Annotated in this window: 17 protein-coding genes, 2 pseudogenes and 1 riboswitch; of the genes and pseudogenes, 17 read left to right on the forward strand and 2 right to left on the reverse strand. The window is 52.7% G+C overall.

Annotated features, from left to right (window positions below):
- The 6 genes and pseudogenes from PHF27_RS07860 to fucO form a co-directional block, all read left to right on the forward strand.
- The coding region (locus tag PHF27_RS07860) for a heme-binding protein (RefSeq protein WP_300068166.1) at positions 1-459 on the forward strand (459 nt) is incomplete at its 5' end.
- Positions 460-522: 63 nt separating this feature from the next.
- On the forward strand, positions 523-1962 hold the full coding sequence (locus PHF27_RS07865) for an aldehyde dehydrogenase family protein (RefSeq protein WP_300068168.1): 1440 nt from the start codon (positions 523-525) through the stop codon (positions 1960-1962).
- Positions 1962-2930: pseudogene (locus PHF27_RS07870) on the forward strand (SLBB domain-containing protein); the annotation flags it as partial. The gene PHF27_RS07865 and the pseudogene PHF27_RS07870, both read left to right, overlap by 1 nt.
- Positions 2931-3122: 192 nt before the next feature.
- Positions 3123-3323, forward strand: a pseudogene (locus PHF27_RS14335) (electron transport complex protein RnfC); the annotation flags it as partial.
- 24 nt (positions 3324-3347) lie between these two features.
- Positions 3348-3899 carry a BMC domain-containing protein gene (locus tag PHF27_RS07875; RefSeq protein WP_027937208.1) on the forward strand — a complete coding sequence of 184 codons (552 nt, stop codon included), beginning with the start codon at positions 3348-3350 and terminating at the stop codon, positions 3897-3899.
- A gap of 20 nt (positions 3900-3919) precedes the next feature.
- Positions 3920-5080, forward strand: a complete 1161-nt coding sequence (gene fucO, locus PHF27_RS07880) for a lactaldehyde reductase (protein WP_300068176.1) — start codon at positions 3920-3922, stop codon at positions 5078-5080.
- A gap of 316 nt (positions 5081-5396) precedes the next feature.
- Here the strand turns inward: fucO and PHF27_RS07885 are convergent, their stop codons facing one another.
- A complete protein-coding gene (locus PHF27_RS07885; RefSeq protein ID WP_300068178.1) occupies positions 5397-5771 on the reverse strand; it encodes a P-II family nitrogen regulator in 375 nt (124 codons plus the stop codon).
- A gap of 186 nt (positions 5772-5957) precedes the next feature.
- A riboswitch (cobalamin riboswitch) is annotated at positions 5958-6159 on the forward strand.
- A gap of 84 nt (positions 6160-6243) precedes the next feature.
- Here PHF27_RS07885 and cobT point away from each other — a divergent pair.
- The 3 genes from cobT to PHF27_RS07900 all read left to right on the forward strand — a co-directional run bounded on the left by cobT (position 6244) and on the right by PHF27_RS07900 (position 9442).
- Complete coding sequence (gene cobT, locus PHF27_RS07890; RefSeq protein ID WP_300068181.1) at positions 6244-7296, forward strand: nicotinate-nucleotide--dimethylbenzimidazole phosphoribosyltransferase; 1053 nt, start codon at positions 6244-6246, stop codon at positions 7294-7296.
- Positions 7296-8387 carry a nicotinate-nucleotide--dimethylbenzimidazole phosphoribosyltransferase gene (locus PHF27_RS07895; protein ID WP_300068183.1) on the forward strand — a complete coding sequence of 364 codons (1092 nt, stop codon included), beginning with the start codon at positions 7296-7298 and terminating at the stop codon, positions 8385-8387. The genes cobT and PHF27_RS07895 overlap by 1 nt, the downstream gene beginning before the upstream one ends.
- A 128-nt stretch (positions 8388-8515) precedes the next feature.
- Positions 8516-9442 (forward strand): FliG C-terminal domain-containing protein, encoded by a 927-nt coding sequence (locus tag PHF27_RS07900; RefSeq protein WP_300068186.1) that lies wholly within the window; start codon positions 8516-8518, stop codon positions 9440-9442.
- Positions 9443-9809: 367 nt separating this feature from the next.
- Here the strand turns inward: PHF27_RS07900 and PHF27_RS07905 are convergent, their stop codons facing one another.
- Positions 9810-10616, reverse strand: coding sequence for an ATP-binding protein (locus PHF27_RS07905; protein WP_300068189.1), 807 nt, complete (start codon positions 10614-10616; stop codon positions 9810-9812).
- Positions 10617-10779: 163 nt separating this feature from the next.
- Between PHF27_RS07905 and PHF27_RS07910 the strand changes: the two genes are divergently transcribed.
- The 8 genes from PHF27_RS07910 to gatA all read left to right on the forward strand — a co-directional run.
- The gene (locus PHF27_RS07910) at positions 10780-12414 is read left to right on the forward strand and encodes a putative manganese-dependent inorganic diphosphatase (RefSeq protein WP_300068191.1); all 1635 of its coding nucleotides are present in this window, start codon (positions 10780-10782) and stop codon (positions 12412-12414) included.
- A gap of 102 nt (positions 12415-12516) precedes the next feature.
- Positions 12517-13569 (forward strand): YedE family putative selenium transporter, encoded by a 1053-nt coding sequence (gene yedE / locus PHF27_RS07915; protein WP_300068194.1) that lies wholly within the window; start codon positions 12517-12519, stop codon positions 13567-13569.
- A 15-nt stretch (positions 13570-13584) separates the two neighbouring features.
- Positions 13585-13797: a sulfurtransferase TusA family protein gene (locus tag PHF27_RS07920; RefSeq protein ID WP_300068196.1), complete on the forward strand. Its 213-nt coding sequence runs from the start codon at positions 13585-13587 to the stop codon at positions 13795-13797.
- Positions 13798-13897: 100 nt separating this feature from the next.
- Complete coding sequence (locus PHF27_RS07925) at positions 13898-14131, forward strand: DUF3343 domain-containing protein (protein ID WP_300068199.1); 234 nt, start codon at positions 13898-13900, stop codon at positions 14129-14131.
- A 15-nt stretch (positions 14132-14146) separates the two neighbouring features.
- Positions 14147-16351: a DNA helicase PcrA gene (gene pcrA, locus PHF27_RS07930; protein WP_300068202.1), complete on the forward strand. Its 2205-nt coding sequence runs from the start codon at positions 14147-14149 to the stop codon at positions 16349-16351.
- A gap of 56 nt (positions 16352-16407) precedes the next feature.
- The gene (gene ligA, locus PHF27_RS07935) at positions 16408-18393 is read left to right on the forward strand and encodes an NAD-dependent DNA ligase LigA (RefSeq protein ID WP_363320049.1); all 1986 of its coding nucleotides are present in this window, start codon (positions 16408-16410) and stop codon (positions 18391-18393) included.
- Positions 18394-18454: 61 nt separating this feature from the next.
- A complete protein-coding gene (gatC, locus tag PHF27_RS07940) occupies positions 18455-18745 on the forward strand; it encodes an Asp-tRNA(Asn)/Glu-tRNA(Gln) amidotransferase subunit GatC (protein ID WP_018702315.1) in 291 nt (96 codons plus the stop codon).
- 15 nt (positions 18746-18760) lie between these two features.
- The coding region (gatA, locus tag PHF27_RS07945) for an Asp-tRNA(Asn)/Glu-tRNA(Gln) amidotransferase subunit GatA (protein WP_300068209.1) at positions 18761-19916 on the forward strand (1156 nt) is incomplete at its 3' end.

Here is a 19916-nt window from a genome sequence, read left to right on the forward strand (position 1 = left end):
TTGACAAATGGGCAACAGCGTCCGGGAGGCTCGGCTTGCAAGGAGGCGAAAACCTTGCTGGATAAGGCGAAACAGATTCTTGAAGAAGCGGAATATAAGGCCATGGAAATCGGTGTACCTATGGTTATTGCTGTGGTAGACGCCGGAGGCAACTTAGTAGCGCAGCATCGTATGGATGGCTCTCTTTTGGCCAGCATTTCGCTGGCTTTGGATAAAGCCTATACGGCGGCAGCGCTGAAGATGTCTACAGAGGAAGCGGCGCAATTGGTGCAGCCGGGAGGTCCCTTGTATGGTCTTAATACGGCGCAGCAAGGACGCTTTGTTGTTTTCGGCGGCGGTTTGCCGCTGCTAAGCGGCAAAGAGGTCATAGGCGGAATCGGCGTCAGCGGCGGCGCGGTGCATGAAGATGTGCAAGTTGCCAATGCGGCTTTGGCCGCCTGGAAAAACGTCCGAGCCTAAGAAAGCGCGGTTTTGGCCGACTGCTTTCGAAACGGCGCAGTAGCGCCGGAAGGAGGAACAAGAATGGTAGTAGATCAGGCGCTGATAGCAAAAATCACCGCTGAAATTGTAGCTTCATTGCAAGGCGGCGAAGGAAACTCGAAGCAAGTGCAAGACGGCATTTTTGATACGGTTGATGAAGCCGTTGCCGCCGCTCGCAAGGCGTATAAAGAATTGAAACAATTTTCTCGTATGGAACGGGAAAAATTCGTGCAGGCTATACGGGATGCCGCTTATACCAATGCGTCTACCATGGCGGAAATGGCGGTATGGGAAAGCGGTATGGGCCGTGTAAGCGACAAAATTCTCAAAAATCAGCTGGCAGCTACGAAAAGCCCGGGTACGGAGGATCTGAAACCGACCGCCTGGACCGGGGATGATGGCTTGACTCTGCTGGAAATGGGACCGTACGGAGTGATTGGCTCCATTACGCCGACCACCAACCCTACGGAAACCATCATTTGCAACGGCATCGGCATGATTGCCGCAGGCAATGCGATTTTCTTCAGCCCTCATCCGACGGCGAAGAATACCTCTCTTTGGACCATCCGGCTTTTTAACGAAGCCATTGTTAAAGCAGGCGGTCCGGCTAACCTTATGACGTCCGTAGCGAATCCGTCCATTGAGGCGGCTAATGCTATGATGAACCATCCCGATATCAACATGCTGGTGGCTACCGGCGGACCTGGCGTGGTAAAAGCCGTCCTGTCGTCCGGCAAGAAAGCTATCGGCGCTGGCGCAGGCAACCCTCCTGTGGTTGTTGATGAAACAGCAGACATTCCCAAAGCGGCCAAGGATATTGTCAATGGATGTTCCTTTGACAACAACTTGCCTTGCATTGCGGAAAAAGAGGTCATCGCTGTCGGCTCTATCGCGGATCAGCTGATGATGTACATGCAGCGCAATGGCGCGTACTTGATTAATGAAGAGCAGCGCGAAGCGCTCAAAGAAGTGATCATGACCGCCAAAGAAGGCAAGATTGCCGAAGGCTGCACAGGTCCTGCCAAAAAAGTCTATGGCATCAACAAGGATTATGTAGGTAAATCGGCGCAGTATATTTTGGATAAGATCGGCATTTCGGTGCCGGATACGATCAAAGTGGTTCTGTGCGAAGCGCCAGCGGATCATCCTTTTGTTGTGGAAGAACTGATGATGCCGGTATTGCCGGTGGTGTCCGTTAAGGACATTGATGCCGCCATTGCCCTGGCTGTCAAAGTGGAGCATGGCAACCGTCATACGGCCATCATGCATTCCAAAAATGTAGACAATTTGACGCAGATGGCCAAAGCCATTGAAACCACCATTTTTGTAAAAAATGCGCCTTCTTATGCCGGTATCGGCGTAGGCGGCGAAGGGTACACCACCTTTACTATTGCCGGCCCTACCGGCGAGGGATTGACTTCCGCCAAGAGCTTTACCCGTCAGCGCCGCTGCGTGCTGGTGGATGGCTTCTCCATCGTTTGATGGAAGAACAGGGGGCGAACCAATTGGCTGAGAATGTACGTGAAGAAATCATTGCCGCTGTTAAGGCGGCAGGTGTAGTGGGAGCCGGCGGCGCCGGCTTCCCTACGCATGTAAAAATCAACGCCAGTGTCGACACCATTCTGGTGAATGGCGCCGAGTGCGAGCCCCTTCTGCGGGCGCATCAGCAGCTTATGGCCAGCGAAAGCCAGGCCATGCTGCTGGGCCTGCGGGCTGTGATGGTGGCTACTGGCGCACAAAAGGCGTATGTCGGGCTAAAACACAAATACGGTCCGGCTATTGAAAGTCTGACAAAGACTTTGGCCGATATGAATGAAAAAAATGTGGAACTAGCGTATTTGCCGGATATTTATCCGGCTGGCGACGAGCAAGTGCTGGTTCGTGAAATTACCGGGCGCATTGTGCCGGAAGGCGGTATTCCCCTGCAAGTAGGGGTGGTAGTCGCCAATGTGGAGACGTTGACTAACGTAGCCAAAGCGTTGCAGGGAGAAGGCGTTACCGAAAAGTACGTCACTATCGGCGGCGCGGTAGCCAAGCCGATAACCATCAAGGCGCCTGTGGGCATGTCTGTAAAAGAAGCCTTGGCCATGGCGGGCGGCCCCACAACCGGTCCTTACGCCATTATTGACGGCGGTCCGATGATGGGAAAACTGATTGAAGAAGACGCGCCAATTACGAAAACAACCGGCGGCTTGTTGGTTTTGCCGGAAAGTCATAGCATTATTCGAGGGCGGCGCTTGTCTTGGGAGCATGTGCTCAATCGTTCCCGCGCGGTTTGCTGCAATTGTCGGGCTTGTACCGATGTATGCCCGCGAAACCTTCTGGGACACGGCTTAGAGCCGCATCGCATTATGCAAGCCATCGGCCACAGCAACAGCGAGCAGCCGGATATTCTGCAGCGAGCCATGCTTTGCTCGGAATGCGGCGCTTGTGAAGTGTTTGGCTGTACCATGGGGTTGTCGCCGCGCTTGGTAAATGGGCATTTGAAAAAGGAATTTGCCAAGCAGAAAGTGCGCAATCCATACCATGAAGCTCCTTGCGCGGTACGCGGGGGCCGTGAATATCGCATGATTCCCACGAAACGCCTTGTGGCTCGGCTGGGACTGTCGCAGTATGATGTGAAAGCGCCGCTGTTGGCGGAAATGCCGCAGGTGCGCAGCGTGAAGCTATTGTTATCGCAGCACATCGGAGCGCCGGCCAAACCGATTGTAGCCGTGGGAGACAGTGTCTCGAAAGGGCAATTGGTGGCGGAGATTCCCGAAGGAGCCGGGCTGGGAGCTAACGTGCATGCCAGTATAGCCGGCAAGGTTGTAAGCATCGACGGCGCCATTGTCATTCAGGCGTAGTAGCGTACAGGGGGAATGAACATGAAGCGAGCCATTGGCTTGTTGGAATTGAAGAACATCACGCGGGGCATTTTGTCGGCGGATGCTATGCTCAAGGCGGCTAATGTGGATATGGTTATGGCTCAGCCGCTTTGTCCTGGCAAATACGTGGTCATGGTAGCCGGTGATGTCGGAGCGGTGCAAAGCGCGATTCGCAGCGGCAAGGCGGTAGGTGGCGAAGAAAATGTAGTGGATGAGTTCGTGCTGCCTAATCCGCATGATTCCTTGATTGGCGCCGTGAGCGGCTGCAGTGACGTCCATGAAATTCATGCTTTAGGCGTGATTGAAACCTATTCAGTGGCTTCCGCCGTGGTTGCTGCTGATGCGGCGGCTAAAGCGGCTAATATCGCTCTTATTGATGTGCGTTTAGCGCGCGGTATGGGCGGCAAGGCGGTTGTGACCTTAACAGGTGATGTGGGTGCTGTCAATTCTGCTGTACGTGCAGGGGCGCATGCCATTGAGCATGGCGGTTTCCTAGTGGATCAACTGGTTCTGCCTGCGCCGCATAAAAATTTGCACGAAGCCTTATTCTAAAAATATAGGGGGTGCGCACTATGGTTAAACGTATGGTTCTCAATGAAACATCCTATTTTGGCGCAGGCGCTATTGAAGTGATTCCGGAAGAAATGACGCGGCGCGGTTTTTCCAAAGCCTTTGTAGTGACCGATAAAGATTTGGTGGCTGCTGGCGTAGCTGCTCAGGTTACAGCGGTTTTGGAAAAAGCGTCAGTTCCTTTCTCGCTCTATGATGAAGTGAAACAAAATCCGACAGTGGCTAATGTCAATGGCGGCGTGGCTGCTTTTAAAGCGTCCGGCGCTGATTGTATTGTGGCCATCGGCGGCGGTTCGCCGATTGATACAGCCAAGGGGATTGGCATTGTGGTGAACAATCCTGAATTTGCCGACGTATGCTCGCTAGAAGGCTGCGCAGCGACTAAAGCCAAAAGCGTGCCGGTCATTGCGGTGCCGACAACGGCGGGAACTGCGGCGGAAGTTACGATTAACTACGTTATTACCGATGAAAAAAACGTCAAAAAAATGGTTTGCGTGGATCCTAACGACATTCCGGTTATGGCGGTCGTAGACCCGCAGCTGATGACTTCTATGCCTAAAGGGCTGACGGCTGCCACCGGTATGGATGCGCTAACTCATGCGATTGAAGGGTATATTACCCAGGGCGCTTGGGAGATGAGCGATATGTTTGCGCTGCAGTCCATTAGCCTCATTGCTAAGCATTTGGCTACGGCTGTAGAACAGCCTGCTGATGTGGAAGCTAGAAGCGGCATGGCCTTGGCGCAATATGTGGCTGGTATGGGTTTCTCAAATGTCGGTTTAGGCATCGTGCATTCCATGGCGCATCCGCTGGGCGCGCTCTATGATACGCCTCATGGCGTCGCTAATGCCTTGCTGCTTCCTTATGTTATGGAGTACAATGCTCCGGCATCTGGAGAAAAATACAAAGAAATTGCTCGCGCTATGGGGGTTCAGGGTGTGGATGCGATGGAGCAGGATGCGTATCGCAAAGCGGCTGTAGATGCGGTAGTGAAGCTGTCTAAGAAGATTCGTATTCCGCAAAAACTGCAAGATATCGGCGTACAGGAAGAAGATCTGCCTAAACTGGCTGCTGCTGCCTTTGCCGATGTTTGTACGCCTGGCAATCCTCGCGAAACCAATGAAAAGGAAATTCTTGCTTTGTATCAGAAGGCATACTTCTAGGCCGTTGGGGGCCGCCGCGACGCCTCACGGGGACGGCGCGTCACGATAGGACCCATTCGACATGCAAAGAAGAAGGGGCTGTGTTGAAACTTGGTTTCTGCACAGTCCCTTCTTCTTTGCCATGATATGCAGTTTTTCGGTGGAAATATAGCAAGAGGTAAATTCTGTGGACTGTCTTGCTCCAAGAAAAGCCTCAAATACAATCATTGCCACCGTAATCCTCTGCTTATCCTCTTGCGTACCCTCCCGAGACTCCGGTTCTCTTGTTCAATCCTGTGCTTCGTACCATTACTACTCTATCTGCTCCTGTTAAACCTTATGCGCTTTTGGTATCTTTGGGAGCTTTGATAGCGGCAGCGCCTTCGTCGCCTGTGCGGATGCGCACGGCGTTAGTCAGCGGCTGAATAAAGATTTTGCCATCTCCGAGTTTGCCTGTTTTCAAGATTTCTTTAGCGGTTTTGACTACCGTTTCTACAGGTACTTCGCAAACAACAATTTCCACCTTGATTTTTGGCAGCAAGTTTACGGAATACTCGGAACCGCGGTATACTTCTACATGGCCTTTGGTCAGGCCGCTGCCGAAGATTTGGCTGACGGTCATGCCGGTAACGCCGATTTTATTCATGGCTTCCTTGAGGTCGTCCAACTTGGCGGGACGGGTGATAATTTCCACCTTGGTAATAGGCTCCATGTGTATTCCTCCTTTTTTAGGGAACAAAAAAATCGCTCCACTGCCAATCAAAACGATTGTCAGAGGAACGACCATTGTTCCGGAAACATATTCAAACTATGCTTATAATTATAGCGGCAATGCAGTGATAAAGCAAGATATTCCGTTCTTGACGAATGAGAAAAGTGTTGGTATACTGACTTCAATTTCATAATATATGACTGAGGTGCCGCTAATTGCGGAGAATAGGGAAGTCGGAGCGGCTTAATCAAAGGCCGTGTACGCGCGGGCCCGCCACTGTACCGGAGAGAGCTTGCCAGATGCCACTTGCGCCGAAAAGTTGCAGGGAAGGCGGCAATGTATCGATGAACCGGGAGTCAGGAGACCTGCCTCAGATCAGGAAGACCTTGTTGGATACAAAGGCTTTTTAGGATTGCTTCCTAAAAAGCCTTTTTTATTAAGGTATGGGGTCTTCCAGAAAGAAAGGGAGTAAATGATGAATTTATTGCAAGAAACTATAGCGAAAATCGAAAAGCCAGATGCAATAGCCTATGAAACTGTGAAAAAGAGCTTGGCTCAGACTGTATACCCTTCGGGAATGCTGGGGCGTTTGCCGGAGATGGCGGCGACCTATGCGGCTGCCACAGGGAACCCCAAACCACGGGAATTGAAGCCATGCATGGTGATTGCTTGTGCGGATCATGGGGTGGCGCGGCGTTCTGTCAGCGCTTACCCCATAGAGACAACGGCGCAGATGACCATTAACTATGTGGCTTCTAAGGGGGCCAGCGCCAATGCATTTGCTAATTTTTGCGGTGCTGATATGGTGGTAGTTGATGCGGGCGTAGCGGTGGATCTGCCGTCTTTCCCAGGGCTTTGGGAGCGGAAGATCGCCTATGGTACGGAAGATTTTACCCAGGGGCCGGCCATGACGCAGGAGCAGGCTGTAAAAGCATTGGAAATTGGCATTTCGATTGTGCAGGAAAAAGTGCAGGAAGGATATCGCTGCTTTACTTTAGGTGAAATGGGCATTGGCAACACAACCAGCAGTGCTGCCATTGTGGCGGCTATATCCGGCGAGGACCCGCTGCAAACCACCGGGCGGGGCACGGGAATTTCCGATCAGCGTTTGGCGGACAAGCGCCAATATGTCCGGCAAGCGCTAACGGTCAATCAACCCCAGGGAACTGACGGCTTGGATGTTTTACGCAAGGTGGGCGGCTTGGAACTCGGCGTGTTGGCGGGTGTGGTGCTGGGGGCTGCGGCGCATAAGTGCCTGGTAATTGTTGACGGGCTGAATACGACGGCGGCGGCCTTAGTGGCGCAAGGTATTCATGCGGATAGTGCCGGTTATTTACTGGCGTCCCATTTGTCCGGCGAACCGGCCCATCGCATTGCCTTGCGCCAACTGGAGTTGGAGGCGTGTGTGGATTTGGGAATTCGTCTTGGCGAGGCGATTGGGGCCTCGTTAGTGGTGGATATGCTGCAGATGGTTTTGGCTATGCTGGAAGACGCGTACGCAAGTGCGGAGGAGGGGTTGGCGTAATGAGAAAGGAAAAAATGATCGAACAGATTATTGCGTCAGTAGGCCCGATGGATGCAGCGGCGTTAGAACGCTGCCAAAGGCGCTTAGATAACTTGACTAAGCCACTAGGGAGCTTGCATCATTTGGAGTTTTTAGCGTTAAAATTAGCTGGCGTAACAGGGCAGTATCGTCCGGCTTTGCAACAGAAGCAGGCTGTGTTGGTTGTGGCGGCGGATCATGGCCTTGTAAAGGCGCTGTGCAAAGAGGGCAAAACAACAGCGCAGCGTGTTGCCGACGCTTGCCGCGTGGACAGTCCGCTGCACGTTTTTGCAGCGAAAAATGCTGCCGAAGTGGTCCTGGTGAATGCGGGTATGCGCGAAAAATTTGTACACGAGCGGTTGCAGCAGGCGGCCGTGGCTTTTGGAACTTGCGATTGGCGTCAAGGACCGGCGATGAAGGAAGATTTGGTTTTGGAGGCGCTTTGTTTAGGAATCTCTCTGGCGCAGGCGGAAGCGGACAAAGGCGTGCGGATTTTAGGTCTGGGCAGTATTGCCAAAGGCGGTATGCTTTCTGCATTGATTTTGGCAACTGTTTTGGGAGGGGGCGTCCCAGTTTCGCTGCGACAGCAAGCGACTGTAAGCGAAAAGATCGCGAAGCAATTGGTCTTGGTGGAAAAAGCTTTTGCTTCGTATAATGGCGAAACAGAAGCAAAAGCCTTATTAAGCCGTTTTGGAGGTTTGGAAACGGCCGTTTTATGTGGGGCGATTTTAGGCGGAGCAGCTAGAGGCATGTTGTTGGTTCTTGACGGGCTTGAGACGGCTGCGGCTGCCTTAGCGGCGGCGCAAATGCAGCCGTTGGTAAAGAACTATCTGATTGCGCCACATGTTGCTGCGGAACCTGGATTTCAGGAAATGTTATTTTTGCTGGGGCTGCCAAGTTACTTGCAATTGCAGTTGCAGCAAAGCGAAGGGATTGGCGCTGTACTGGGAATGTCTCTTTTGCGGGCGTCTTTGCATATGCTGAATGATATGAGAACCTTTGGAGAAGCGGCTGTGGCGGTGGCCCAGGACGGACCGGGGGCCGAGCGGCAGAGTCATGCAGTGCGAGACTAAAAACACTGGAAAACATAGGAACACAGCACTATCTTAATAAAGAAAATCGAGCAGGATTGTCTAAGCTTGACGGCGAATTTTCAATATACGTATAAATATTTTAGGATGCCTTTAAAGGAGGCGAAACCATGGAAACGCAATGTGAAAAAATGTCGCTGGCGTGGGCTATGACTTGTTTTTCCGCGGAGGAAGCGGCGAAGTGGATGGGGCGGCTTACGTTGGAAGCGCAAACTAAATGGCTGTTGGCCTTGGATGAGTTGTCTCCGGAAATGCTGCCGGAGGATATTCGGGAAAGTTGGCAGGATTTTTCCTCGCTGCGCATATTTGGACAACCGGTTCGGCAATTGGGAGCGGTGCTGATGGCAATGGCCTTGCGCCGAGGCGATTCGGAAACATTGCGTCTCATGGACCGTTTGGAAGAACTTCGGCCGGGAATCCGCAGCCGAATGCGCTCGCATGTTTTGTTTTTTGAAGAGCTGCAAGGTCTGCGGGACCGGGATCTTCAAGAAGTGTTGCGTCGTGAAGGGCTGCATCCATCTCTTATGTTTGGCACTAGCGAAGAGTTGTGCGCGAAATTGCTGCGCAATGTTTCGCGTCGGGCTGCCTCGGATGTGGCGAATACGTTGCCGCCGCCGGAGAAACGGGAAGAATCGGTTGCGGTGCGTCAGCGCAAGGTGGCGTTTACGCAGGTGGTATTGTCCTTAATGGAAGCAGGAGATATATTGGGGCCGGCTCATGTTTTAACTAAAGATGAAGGCTGGCAGCTACTGGAGCTGCGTAATGAAGCTTCTGGTTGGCTCAAAACCAGAAGCGATGAAGAGTTGGCTTCGTTTTTGCGAGACCGGCTGCAATGGGTGGACGTGGCGATCTTGCTGCGCTTGAGCAGCGGTGCGGAAGCTAAATTGTTGCAAGAGGTGCTGGATGAGACCTCATGGAAGATGCTGCAGGAATTGGTGGAAGCGGAAACCGAAGCGACTACCAGCCGCGGTCTTGATGGCTTGCGACGCATGTGCCTGGAAATAAGGCGCGATGCAGAAGAAAACGAAGAAGAATGAACAAGAGTCGCGAGAGTCACGGGAGGGTACGCATGAGGGATACGGAGCTCAGCTTTTTAACAGGAGTATAGGGAGTAGATGGAGGGTTCGAAGGAGTAGGAATGGCACACAGCATGACAGCATAAATAGAGATTGCTTCGCTTCGCTGGCAAAGACGAAAGTTAGTTTGAGAGACAAATACTTTGCTTAGTGCATGTTAGCCAGCTTAGACGTCGTTGCGAGGAGCGGGGCGACGTGGCAATCTCCTAAGACTATAAAAAAAGCTGCGGCGACTTGAAAACAAGTTGTCCGCAGCTTTTTTGCATATTCAAATTTTATAAACAGTAACCCTCGTTCGTACCCTCACTTTACTCCATCTACTCCTTGTTTAATTTATATCGTTAATAGGTTTGTTCCAAAAGAGCAGATTTTTTTCTTTTAATTCCGAGCGGGTAGCTTCTTTGGGCCAGAGCTCATGTACGGAGTCTTCGCGCATGGCAGCGGCCAAATGGTCGTAAATGGCTGGATTTTGCGAAGCTAGAGAAGCGATGAGTTCCTTAGTGGCTTGGCGCTGGGTTTTGCCGTTAAAAGGGCAAGGGTTGGGGATGGGTTCTTGACCGTGCAGCGTCCAGGCCTCACGCAGTTCCTCTTCGCGGAAAAAAAGCAAGGGGCGAATTACGGTGACGCCACTGCGTTCTAAGATTGTTTTCGGTAGAAACGTGCCAATTTGTCCGGAATGGAGCAGGTTCATCAGCAAGGTTTCTACGGCGTCATCGTGATGGTGGGCATAAGCGACTTTTTGAAAGCCGTGTTCGGAGGCAAAGCGGTTAATGGCGCCGCGACGGAAAAAGGCGCAAGTAAAGCAAGGATCTTTTCCTTGGTTTTCTTCAATGATGGAGGCAATATCCGCCTGAATAAAATGAAAGAGAATATCCAGTTTGGCGCAAAAAGAGGCTAATGTTTCCTGAGGGAAGTTTGGAGCAAAGCCGGCGTCAAGGGTCAGCGCCGCCAGTTCAAAACGCTTGGCCGAAACTTTTTGCAGCGCTGCTAGGGCAAAGGCTAAAAATAGGCTGTCTTTGCCGCCGGATAGGCCGATGAGGATGCGGTCGCCCTCCTCAATCAGATCAAATTCAATCACGCCGCGCAGCAGGCGGCTGAAATAGGCTTTAGGCAAGTTGTGAATTGTCGTCGTCATTTCGCTGTCGTACCCTCCGGTTACTCCGTTACTCTTGTTTGCTTTTCTTTATTATACAGCCTGGCGTCAAGGTACGGGGTTACGGAAAAGGCTGGAATAAGGTATAATAAAACTAATTGCATTTTTTTGCAGGCAAACCAGAACGAGGAGTGTTGATTCGATTATGGCGAAACCGATTTATGCTATTGGACATCGTAATCCGGACACGGATTCGATTTGTGCTGCTATTGGCTATGCGCATTTAAAGCAAGCGCTGGGGGAAAATGTGGTAGCGGCCCGGGCTGGCAAGATTAATGCCGAAACAAAGTATGCCTTAGAACACTTCCGCCTAGAGGAACCGCTGCTGCTGCCGGACCTCAATCCGCGGGTAAAAGATATTATGTGCACCGATTACCTTTCAGTGGCTCCGGAAACGACGCTGCGTGAACTAGGGAAACTGATGCAATGCGGCAATGTCAAATCGGTGCCTGTCGTAGTCGGGGACAATCAACTGGTCGGTATTTTATCAGTAAGTGATTTGGCAAAATTGTATTTTAACGAACTGCAGATGCCGGATGATTTGGCGGAAAGCGGCGTAGATTATGCGGCGGTGCAGCGTGTGCTGGACGCTAAAGTACTTTGCGGCGACGATTTGCTGAAGCGTACGTTGGCTGGGCGGGTGCGCATCGCTTCGGGAACGTCGGCGGCTGTGTCTCGCGTCATTAAGGCGGGAGATATTGTGCTGACGGCGGATCGCCGGGAAGCGCATTTGTCTTGTTTGGATTTGAATGTAGGCGCCTTGGTGGTTACTGGAGACTATGCGGTGGACGAGGAAGTATTGGCAAAAGCGAAGCAACAAGGTGTGCTTGTGCTGCAAACAGCCTATGACACGTATACTTCGGCGCGGCTGATTAATCAGAGTACGCCGGTGAGGGCGATCATGCAAGGCAAAGTGCTTTCTTTCAAACCTACCGATTTGATTAACGACATCACAGGACCCATTGCGGCGACTAACTACCGTAATTATCCAGTAGTGGAAAATGGTCGTTTGGTGGGCCTGGTGGATCGGGACAAGCTGATCATGCCGGAACCGGAGCGGGTTATTTTGGTGGATCATAATGAAACAGCGCAAGCGGTGGAAGGCATTGAAGAGGCGAAGATTCTAGAAATCATTGACCATCACCGTTTGGGCGGGCTGACAACCAGCGAGCCCATTCTGATTCGGCAAGAGCCTGTGGGCTGTACGTCGACCATTGTAGCTAATATGTATTGGAATTTAGAGATTGATATTCCCAAGGAAATTGCCGGCGTGCTCTTGTCCGCCATTATTTCCGATACGGTGCTCTTTAAGTCGCCTACGGCAACCGCTGTGGATCGCCAGGCGGCGGAAAAGCTGGCGGCTATTGCGGGGGTTTCGTTGGAAGAGTATGGCATGGCTATGCTGAAAGCGGGTTCCGGGCTGCAGGATATGACGCCGCCGGAGATTACGCAAACAGACTTGAAGGAATTTCGCATGGGCGATTACCGCATGACCATTGCGCAGCTGTCGGTGATGGATGTGAGCGAGGTGCTGGCGCTGCGTCAGGAACTGCTGCACAGCATGGAGCAGATTCGGGCCAAGGGCGGCTATGACATGGCGCTTTTGATGATCACCGATATCTTGACTGAAGCAACGCATTTGGCCTATGTCGGCCAGCCGGTGGAATTGATTGAACGAGCTTTTGGCAGCAAAGGCGAAGAGCAGGTAGTGTATCTGCCAGGTGTTATGTCACGCAAAAAGCAAATTGTGCCTCCTTTGACAGAAGCGGCCAAAGTATAAGCTAAGCGTGCAAAGTAGTAAAAAAAAGGTTAGCGGCGGACCAACGTCAACGTAGAGTGTGGCGTTGGTCCTCTCTATCGATTGTAGGAGTTGTGTTATATAGTGTGGATTTTGCTGACAGGATTAATTTTCGGTTTAGGGGCGGTACTGCTGGTGGCGCAAGGAAATCCGGGGAATTACGGCTTTTGCGCAGCCTGCCATTTGCGGGATATTGCCGGTGCATTAGGCTTACATAAGGCGGGGACGCTGCAGTATGCGCGGCCTGAAATTCTGGGCATTATTTTAGGCGCTGCCGTTATGGCGGCTTTTCGCGGCGAGCATCGTGTGCGCGGCGGTTCGAAACCAATGATTCGGTTTTTCTTAGGCATGGTCATGATGATCGGCGCCCTGGCATTTCTTGGCTGCCCCCTTCGGGGTATTTTGCGCTTGGCCGGCGGCGATTTGAACGGCTTAACCGGCTTGGCTGGCTTTGCCAGCGGTATTGGCGCGGGCATTTGGTTTTTGAAACGGGGCTATAATTTAGGACGCTCCCATTCGCTGGAGCGCAGCGCCTGGAAACCGGCTGGCTATGCGACGCCGTTGGCGGCTGTCGTACTAGCTGTTCTTGTTTTTGTCGGCGGCGCCGGAGTGCTGGCCTTTAGTAAAAGCGGCCCTGGGTCCATGCATGCCCCGATTGTGATGAGCTTGGTTTTTGGCTTGCTGGCCGGGGTGGCGGCGCAAAAAACGAGAATGTGCCTTTCAGGGGGGATTCGGGATTTTATTTTAGTGAAAGATACATACTTGCTGAAAATCTATGGCGTGCTTTTTTTAGCCGCCTTGGCGGGTAATTTAGCTTTTGGCTTTTTTAAGCTTGGTTTTGATGCGCAGCCGTTGGCGCATACCATGCATTTGTGGAACTTTTTAGGACTGATGCTGGTGGGCTTGGCGGCTACGCTAGCAGGAGGCTGTCCTTTGCGGCAGCTGATCCAGGCTGGCGAAGGCAATCTGGATGCTGCTGCCTGCGTGCTGGGCATGCTGGCGGGAGCGGCAGTGGCCCATGGTTTGAATACAGCTGGAAGCCCGGCTGGGCTGGCTTGGAACGGGCAAGTAGCGGTAGCGGCTGGCCTCGTTGTTACGGCGGCCATCGGCTATTTGCATTGTAAAGAAGCGGTCTAAGGAGGAAACTGAGCGATGAAGCGACTGGATATGAGAGGACTTAGCTGTCCCATTCCATTGATGAAAACCAAAGAAGCCATGGATGCCGGGGAAGTGGAACTTGAAGTCTTGGTGGATGAACCGGCAGCTTGGGAAAATATTGGCAAGCTGGCCGCCTCTCAAGGCTGGCAATGGATTTGTGCCGCCGGAGAGGGCGAATGGACGCTGACACTGCGCAAAAATGTCTAAAAAGGCGAAGGATACCTTGGAATCCTGGCGTTAAGCGGCATTTTTTGCTATACTATATTAGTTAAGGCGGATCGATTCGTAGAAGAAAAGAGGAGACACGATGCCGTATTGGGTAATCACGTTTCCTTCGGTGTATCAGGCGTATCGGGCGGAAAAACTGTTGCTCCAGGCAGGATTGCCTGGAAAGTTGATCGCGGTGCCGCGACAGCTAAGCGGTTCTTGTGAAGGTTTGGCAATGCGCCTGGATTCGGAAGAGGCGGCGCGCCAAGCGGTAGAACGTTTAAAGCAGGCCGGAGTGCCGTTGTTGAAGGAAGCGTTTTCGATTGCAGAATGAGGAGGACAAAACGTCATGAGCCAACTGTTAGAAGGTCTTAATCCAGCACAAGCGGAGGCGGTGCGCCATACAGAGGGGCCGTTGCTGATTATGGCTGGTGCCGGTTCCGGCAAGACGCGGGTTTTGACCTGCCGGATTGCTTACTTGTTGGAGCAGGGCGTGGCGCCTTCCTCCATCCTAGCTATTACCTTTACGAACAAAGCCGCGCTGGAGATGAAAGAGCGGGTTAATAAAATGGTGGGAGATATGTCGCGCCAGTTGTGGCTCAGTACCTTCCATGCTTTTTGCGCGCGCTTTTTGCGGCTGGAAATTGAAAGTTTGGGCATGTATAATCGCAATTTCGTCATTTATGACGCTGGCGATACCTTGGCGATGATCAAGGAATGCTTGAAAGAACTCAATCTTGACGACAAGCAGTACATTCCTCGAAGCATGCAGGGCCTGATTTCTAATGCCAAGAATGCTCTGCAAGATGCAGGGGAATATGCCCGGAATGCCGATAATTTCCGTGCCAAACAGGAAGCGGAACTGTATGAACTGTATCAAAAGAAATTGGTACAAAACAACGCTCTTGATTTTGACGACCTGCTGCTCTTAGCGGTGCGCATTCTGGAAACAAAGCCGGAAGTGCTGCAACGCTATCAGACACGGTTTTCCCATATATTAATTGACGAATACCAGGACACCAACCGGGCGCAGTATTTGCTGGCCAAGCACCTGGCGGCGCATCATCGCAATCTGTGCGTAGTAGGAGACGCCGACCAGAGTATCTATGGCTGGCGCGGTGCGGATATCCGTAATATTCTCGATTTTGAACGAGATTATCCAGAGACGAAGGTCATCAAGCTGGAGCAAAATTACCGCTCTACGGAAGTGATTTTGGAAGCGGCCAATGCCGTGATTGCCAACAATTCCAACCGCAAGCCGAAAGACCTCTGGACAGACATCGCCGGCGGCGAGCCGATCACCTGCTATGAGGCGGTAGATGAACGGGACGAGGCGCGCTTTGTGGCGGAGAGCATTCAGAAGCATCGCAAAGATGAAAGCTTGCCCTATGGGGATATGGCGATTTTGTACCGCACCAATTCCCAGTCCCGCGCTCTTGAAGAAGGCCTGATGAAACATGCCATTCCTTACGTCATGGTGGGGAATGTGAAATTCTATGATCGTAAAGAAATTAAAGACATTATCGCCTATTTGCGAGTGCTTTATAACCCCAATAGTTCGCAGGATTTGCTGCGTATCTTAAATGTGCCTAAACGCGGCATCGGCGATACGACGGTGTCTAAATTAACCGACTATGCAACCCGTTCCGGCATGACGCTCTTTGAAGTCATTTCTAATCCGGATCTGGAGACTGGCGTATCCCCTCGGGCGCGCAAACATCTAGATGAATTAGCCGGCTTGCTTTTTGATTTGATGGGCCGCACGCCGACGGTGTGCACCTATGACTTGGTGAAAGCCGTCATGGAAGAGTCCGGCTATGTGGCGGAACTGCAGAAAGACGAAAAAGGCGAAGACCGGTTGGAAAACCTCCAGGAGTTATTAACGGTGGCTCGGGATTTTGCTATCGGTGATATGGAAGACAATCTGGAAAATTTCCTTACTCGTGTAGCTTTGGTGTCGGATGTGGATGACGCCGAATTGGGCGACGGGCGGGTTACGCTGATGACCCTTCATGCAGCGAAAGGCTTGGAATTTCCAGTGGCCTTTTTGACGGGTCTGGAAGAAGGCATCTTCCCGCATGCGCGGACGTTGATGAACGAAGCGGAAGTGGAAGAAGAACGGCGCATCTGCTATGTGGGTATTACGCGGGCGCAGAAAAAACTCTATGTGTCTCACGCGATGAGCCGCAATATCTATGGTCGCAGCACTCAGTTTCCTCCGTCACGGTTTTTGCAGGAAATGCCGGAAAGCGGCTTGGATCACCAAAGCGGACGTGCTCGTTTTGCCGCGGCTAAAGCGGCTTTGCCGCCTCGGCCGGTGGTGCCGCTGCATCGCGGCGGTTCTTTGGGACTGACGCCGCATACGCAGGCGCGCGATAGTGAAGCGACGCATGAGGTATGGCGGCCTGGTGAGAAGGCTAAACACGGCAAATGGGGCGTAGGCACCGTTGTCAGCGTTAGCGGCAGCGGCGAGGATCAAACATTGAAAGTGGCTTTTGAAGGACAAGGCATTAAGACCTTGGCCGTGAAATTTGCCCCGATCAGTAAAGCATAGTATTGGAAGGAGTGGCAGGATTGACTGCCTCGCAGGAAGGCGCAGCGCGCCAAGAAATGGAAGAGCTGCGGCAGCGGCTGCAGGAATACAGCTATCATTATTATGTCTTAGATGCGCCATTGGTGGAGGATGCAGAATTTGACAGTTTGCTGCAACGGTTGCAGCAACTGGAAGAAGCTTATCCGCAGTGGAAAACGGCGGACTCTCCTACGCAGCGCATTGGAGCGGCGGTAGCCAGCGGCTTTGGCAAAGTGCGGCATTTAGAGCCGATGAAGAGCTTGGCTAACGCCTTTAGCGCCGCAGAACTGCAGGCCTTTCACGGCCGCGTGACAGGGGCTTTGGACCGCCAGGATGTGCAGTACGTTGTGGAGCCCAAGATTGACGGTTTGGCGATCAATCTTTGCTATCAAGACGGTGTGCTGCGCTGGGCGGCTACCCGGGGCGACGGCGTAGAGGGTGAGGACGTGACTGCCAATGTTCGGACCATTCGCTCCATTCCTTTGAAACTGCGTCCGGTGAACGGCATAGTGCCGGCGCTCCTTGAAGTACGCGGCGAAGTATTTATGCCGCGAAAATCCTTCCAACGTCTGAATGAGGAAAAAGAAGAAAACGGCGAAGCTCCTTTTGCCAATCCGCGCAATGCGGCGGCTGGTTCTTTGCGCCAGATGGATCCGCAAGTGACCGCCGACAGGGAATTGGACGCTTTTTTATACGGTCATGGAGCTTGCGAAGGGTTAGCGTGGCAGGCGCATTCGGAGTTCTTGAACTACTTGAAGGAAGCGGGTTTTAAAGTAAATCCGCTATATCGGCTTTGTGCTGCGATGGATGAAGTAATAGCGCGCTGTGAAGAATGGGACACTTTGCGCCATGAGCTGCCTTATGAAACCGACGGCTTGGTGGTGAAGGTGGACTCTCTGGCCGCGCAGCAGCAGCTGGGGAGCACGGCGAAGGATCCGCGCTGGGCTATGGCTTACAAATTTCCGGCGGAGCAGGCGCTGACAGTGCTGCTGGACATTGAAACCGGCGTGGGACGTACAGGCGTGCTGACGCCTACGGCGGTACTGGAACCGGTGCGGTTGGCGGGAACGACGGTTAGCCGGGCGTCGCTGCATAATGAAGATTATTTGCGAGAGAAAGACATCCGCATCGGGGATACCGTGCGCATTCACAAGGCCGGGGAGATCATCCCGGAAGTGTTGGCGGTGCTGCCGGAAAAGAGAACTGGCGCAGAACGCGTTTTTTCGATGCCGAAAGAGTGCCCCGAATGCGGCGGACCGGTAGAAAGAATGGCGGGGGAAGTCGCGCATCGCTGCGTCAATCCGGCGTGTCCGGCTCTTTTGCGGGAAGGGTTGATTCATTTTTCCTCTCGCGACGCTATGAATATTGACGGCCTGGGACCGGCAGTAGTGCAAGCCTTGCTCAAGGCAGGCTTGGTAAGAGACCCTGCCGATTTTTACGCGCTGAACGTGGAAGCGGTAGCGGCGCTAGAGCGCATGGGTGAAAAATCGGCTGCTAATCTCTTGGCGGCCATTGAGACCAGTAAGCAGGCGGGCTTGTCCAGGCTGCTTTTTGCGTTAGGTATGCGCCATGTAGGCGTCAAAGCGGCGCGGACGCTGGCGAGAGCCTTTGGCTCGATGGAGGCGCTGCAACAAGCAGATGAGGCGACGCTGACGGCATTGCCGGAAGTGGGCGCTAAAATGGCTGCGAGCATCCTGGAATATTTGCAAAAAGATGCGGTTAAGCTATTGGTAGTTCGGTTGCAAGAGGCCGGCGTAGTGATGACAGAGGAAATGACCCGAGAAGCAGGCGCCAATCGTTTGCAAGGGTTGACCTTTGTGCTTACCGGCACGCTGCCGTCGCTGAGCCGCCAGGAAGCAGGCGCGCTGATTGAGGCGCAAGGCGGCAAGGTCAGCGGCAGCGTCAGCAAAAAGACCAGTTATGTCGTGGCCGGCGAAGCGGCGGGAAGCAAGCTGGAAAAGGCGCAAACCCTGGGCGTAAAAGTCTTGGATGAAGCGGCGCTCTTGGCGCTGTTGGCGGAATAAAAATGTGCTATAATGAACCAATATACCCTTTAAACTGTCAAATAGGATGGTGAGAGTAGAAATGAAAATCGATAAAAAAGATGTAGAAAAAGTAGCTCTCTTGTCGCGTCTGGAGTTTTCCGAAAGCGAACTGGAGACCTTTACCGGGCAGCTCAATTCCATTCTGGATTACGCAGAAATGATGGAAAACTTGGATGTAGCGGATGTCAAGCCGACGGCGCATGTGCTTCCTTTGCAAAACGTGCTGCGCAAAGATGAAGTGCGCCCTTCCTTGGATCATGATTTGGCGCTTTCTAATGCGCCCGAAGCCGAAGATGGCTACTTTAAGGTTCCCAAGATTGTAGAAGGTTAGAAAGGGGCGATGAGCATGCATTTGTGGCAGCAATCCTTGCACCAATTACATACCCGCCTAGCTCAGCGCGAAGTGACGTCTGAGGAAATTACGCGTTCCGTACTAGAGCGCGTAGGGGCGGTAGAAAACGATGTGAAAGCCTATGTGACTCGTCTTGATGAGGCGGCGTTGGCTCAGGCGAAAGCGGTTGACGCGAAAATCACTCAAGGGGGAGCCGTATCTCCTTTGGCAGGTATTCCTAGTGCGATCAAGGATAATATGTGTACCAAAGGCGTGCGTACGACCTGCTCGTCGCGCATGCTGGAGCGCTTTATCCCTCCTTATGATGCGACGGTCATGAAAAAACTGGCGGCGCAGGATTTTGTCATGGTGGGCAAGGCCAATATGGATGAATTCGCTATGGGCGGCTCTACGGAAAACTCCGCGTTTTTTCCTACGCACAATCCCTGGAACTTGGCGGCAGTTCCCGGCGGCTCCAGCGGCGGCTCGGCTGCTGCTGTGGCAGCAGGCGAAGCCATCTGGGCTCTTGGCTCAGATACAGGCGGCTCCATTCGTCAACCGGCGGCGTACTGCGGTATTGTAGGCTTGAAACCTACCTATGGTCTAGTGTCTCGTTTTGGCTTGGTAGCTTTTGCCTCCTCTTTAGACCAGATCGGACCGTTGACTCGCAACGTCACGGACTGTGCAATGGTACTCAACGCTATTGCCGGGCACGATCCTTTGGACTCAACGTCCATCAACCAAGAAGCGCCTGACTATACCAAGGCGCTGGTGGAAGACATTCGCGGCTTGAAAGTGGGCATTCCCAAAGAATACTTTGTAAAAGGGATGGACCCAGAAGTAGAGAAGGCGGTGCGCGCCTCTATCGCCCGCATCGAAGAACTGGGCGCTACTTGCGTAGAAGTATCCATGCCGCATACGGAATATGCGTTGACTGCTTATTACCTGATTGCTCCGGCGGAAGCCAGCTCCAATTTGGCTCGCTATGACGGCGTCAGCTTTGGTCATCGCAGCGCCGAGGGCAATGACATTGTCAGCATGTATAAGAAGACCCGCAGCGAGGCTTTCGGGGCGGAAGTAAAACGCCGCATTATGCTGGGCACCTATGCCCTAAGCTCCGGTTATTACGACGCCTACTATCTGAAAGCGCTCAAAGTTCGTACCCTGGTCA

Origin of the sequence: Anaeromusa sp. (genome assembly GCF_028691475.1) — a bacterium.
GTDB lineage: Bacteria > Bacillota > Negativicutes > Anaeromusales > Anaeromusaceae > Anaeromusa.

Excerpts from the sequence above, each read along its gene's own strand:
- ligA (WP_363320049.1), top strand. The coding sequence starts at position 16,408 with ATGGAAGAGCTGCGGCAGCGGCTGCAGGAATACAGCTATCATTATTAT.
- gatC (WP_018702315.1), top strand. The coding sequence starts at position 18,455 with ATGAAAATCGATAAAAAAGATGTAGAAAAAGTAGCTCTCTTGTCGCGT.
- PHF27_RS07865 (WP_300068168.1), top strand. The coding sequence starts at position 523 with ATGGTAGTAGATCAGGCGCTGATAGCAAAAATCACCGCTGAAATTGTA.
- PHF27_RS07885 (WP_300068178.1), bottom strand. The coding sequence starts at position 5,771 with ATGGAGCCTATTACCAAGGTGGAAATTATCACCCGTCCCGCCAAGTTG.
- PHF27_RS07875 (WP_027937208.1), top strand. The coding sequence starts at position 3,348 with ATGAAGCGAGCCATTGGCTTGTTGGAATTGAAGAACATCACGCGGGGC.
- pcrA (WP_300068202.1), top strand. The coding sequence starts at position 14,147 with ATGAGCCAACTGTTAGAAGGTCTTAATCCAGCACAAGCGGAGGCGGTG.
- PHF27_RS07900 (WP_300068186.1), top strand. The coding sequence starts at position 8,516 with ATGGAAACGCAATGTGAAAAAATGTCGCTGGCGTGGGCTATGACTTGT.
- fucO (WP_300068176.1), top strand. The coding sequence starts at position 3,920 with ATGGTTAAACGTATGGTTCTCAATGAAACATCCTATTTTGGCGCAGGC.
- PHF27_RS07895 (WP_300068183.1), top strand. The coding sequence starts at position 7,296 with ATGAGAAAGGAAAAAATGATCGAACAGATTATTGCGTCAGTAGGCCCG.
- PHF27_RS07905 (WP_300068189.1), bottom strand. The coding sequence starts at position 10,616 with ATGACGACGACAATTCACAACTTGCCTAAAGCCTATTTCAGCCGCCTG.
- cobT (WP_300068181.1), top strand. The coding sequence starts at position 6,244 with ATGATGAATTTATTGCAAGAAACTATAGCGAAAATCGAAAAGCCAGAT.
- PHF27_RS07920 (WP_300068196.1), top strand. The coding sequence starts at position 13,585 with ATGAAGCGACTGGATATGAGAGGACTTAGCTGTCCCATTCCATTGATG.
- PHF27_RS07925 (WP_300068199.1), top strand. The coding sequence starts at position 13,898 with ATGCCGTATTGGGTAATCACGTTTCCTTCGGTGTATCAGGCGTATCGG.
- PHF27_RS07910 (WP_300068191.1), top strand. The coding sequence starts at position 10,780 with ATGGCGAAACCGATTTATGCTATTGGACATCGTAATCCGGACACGGAT.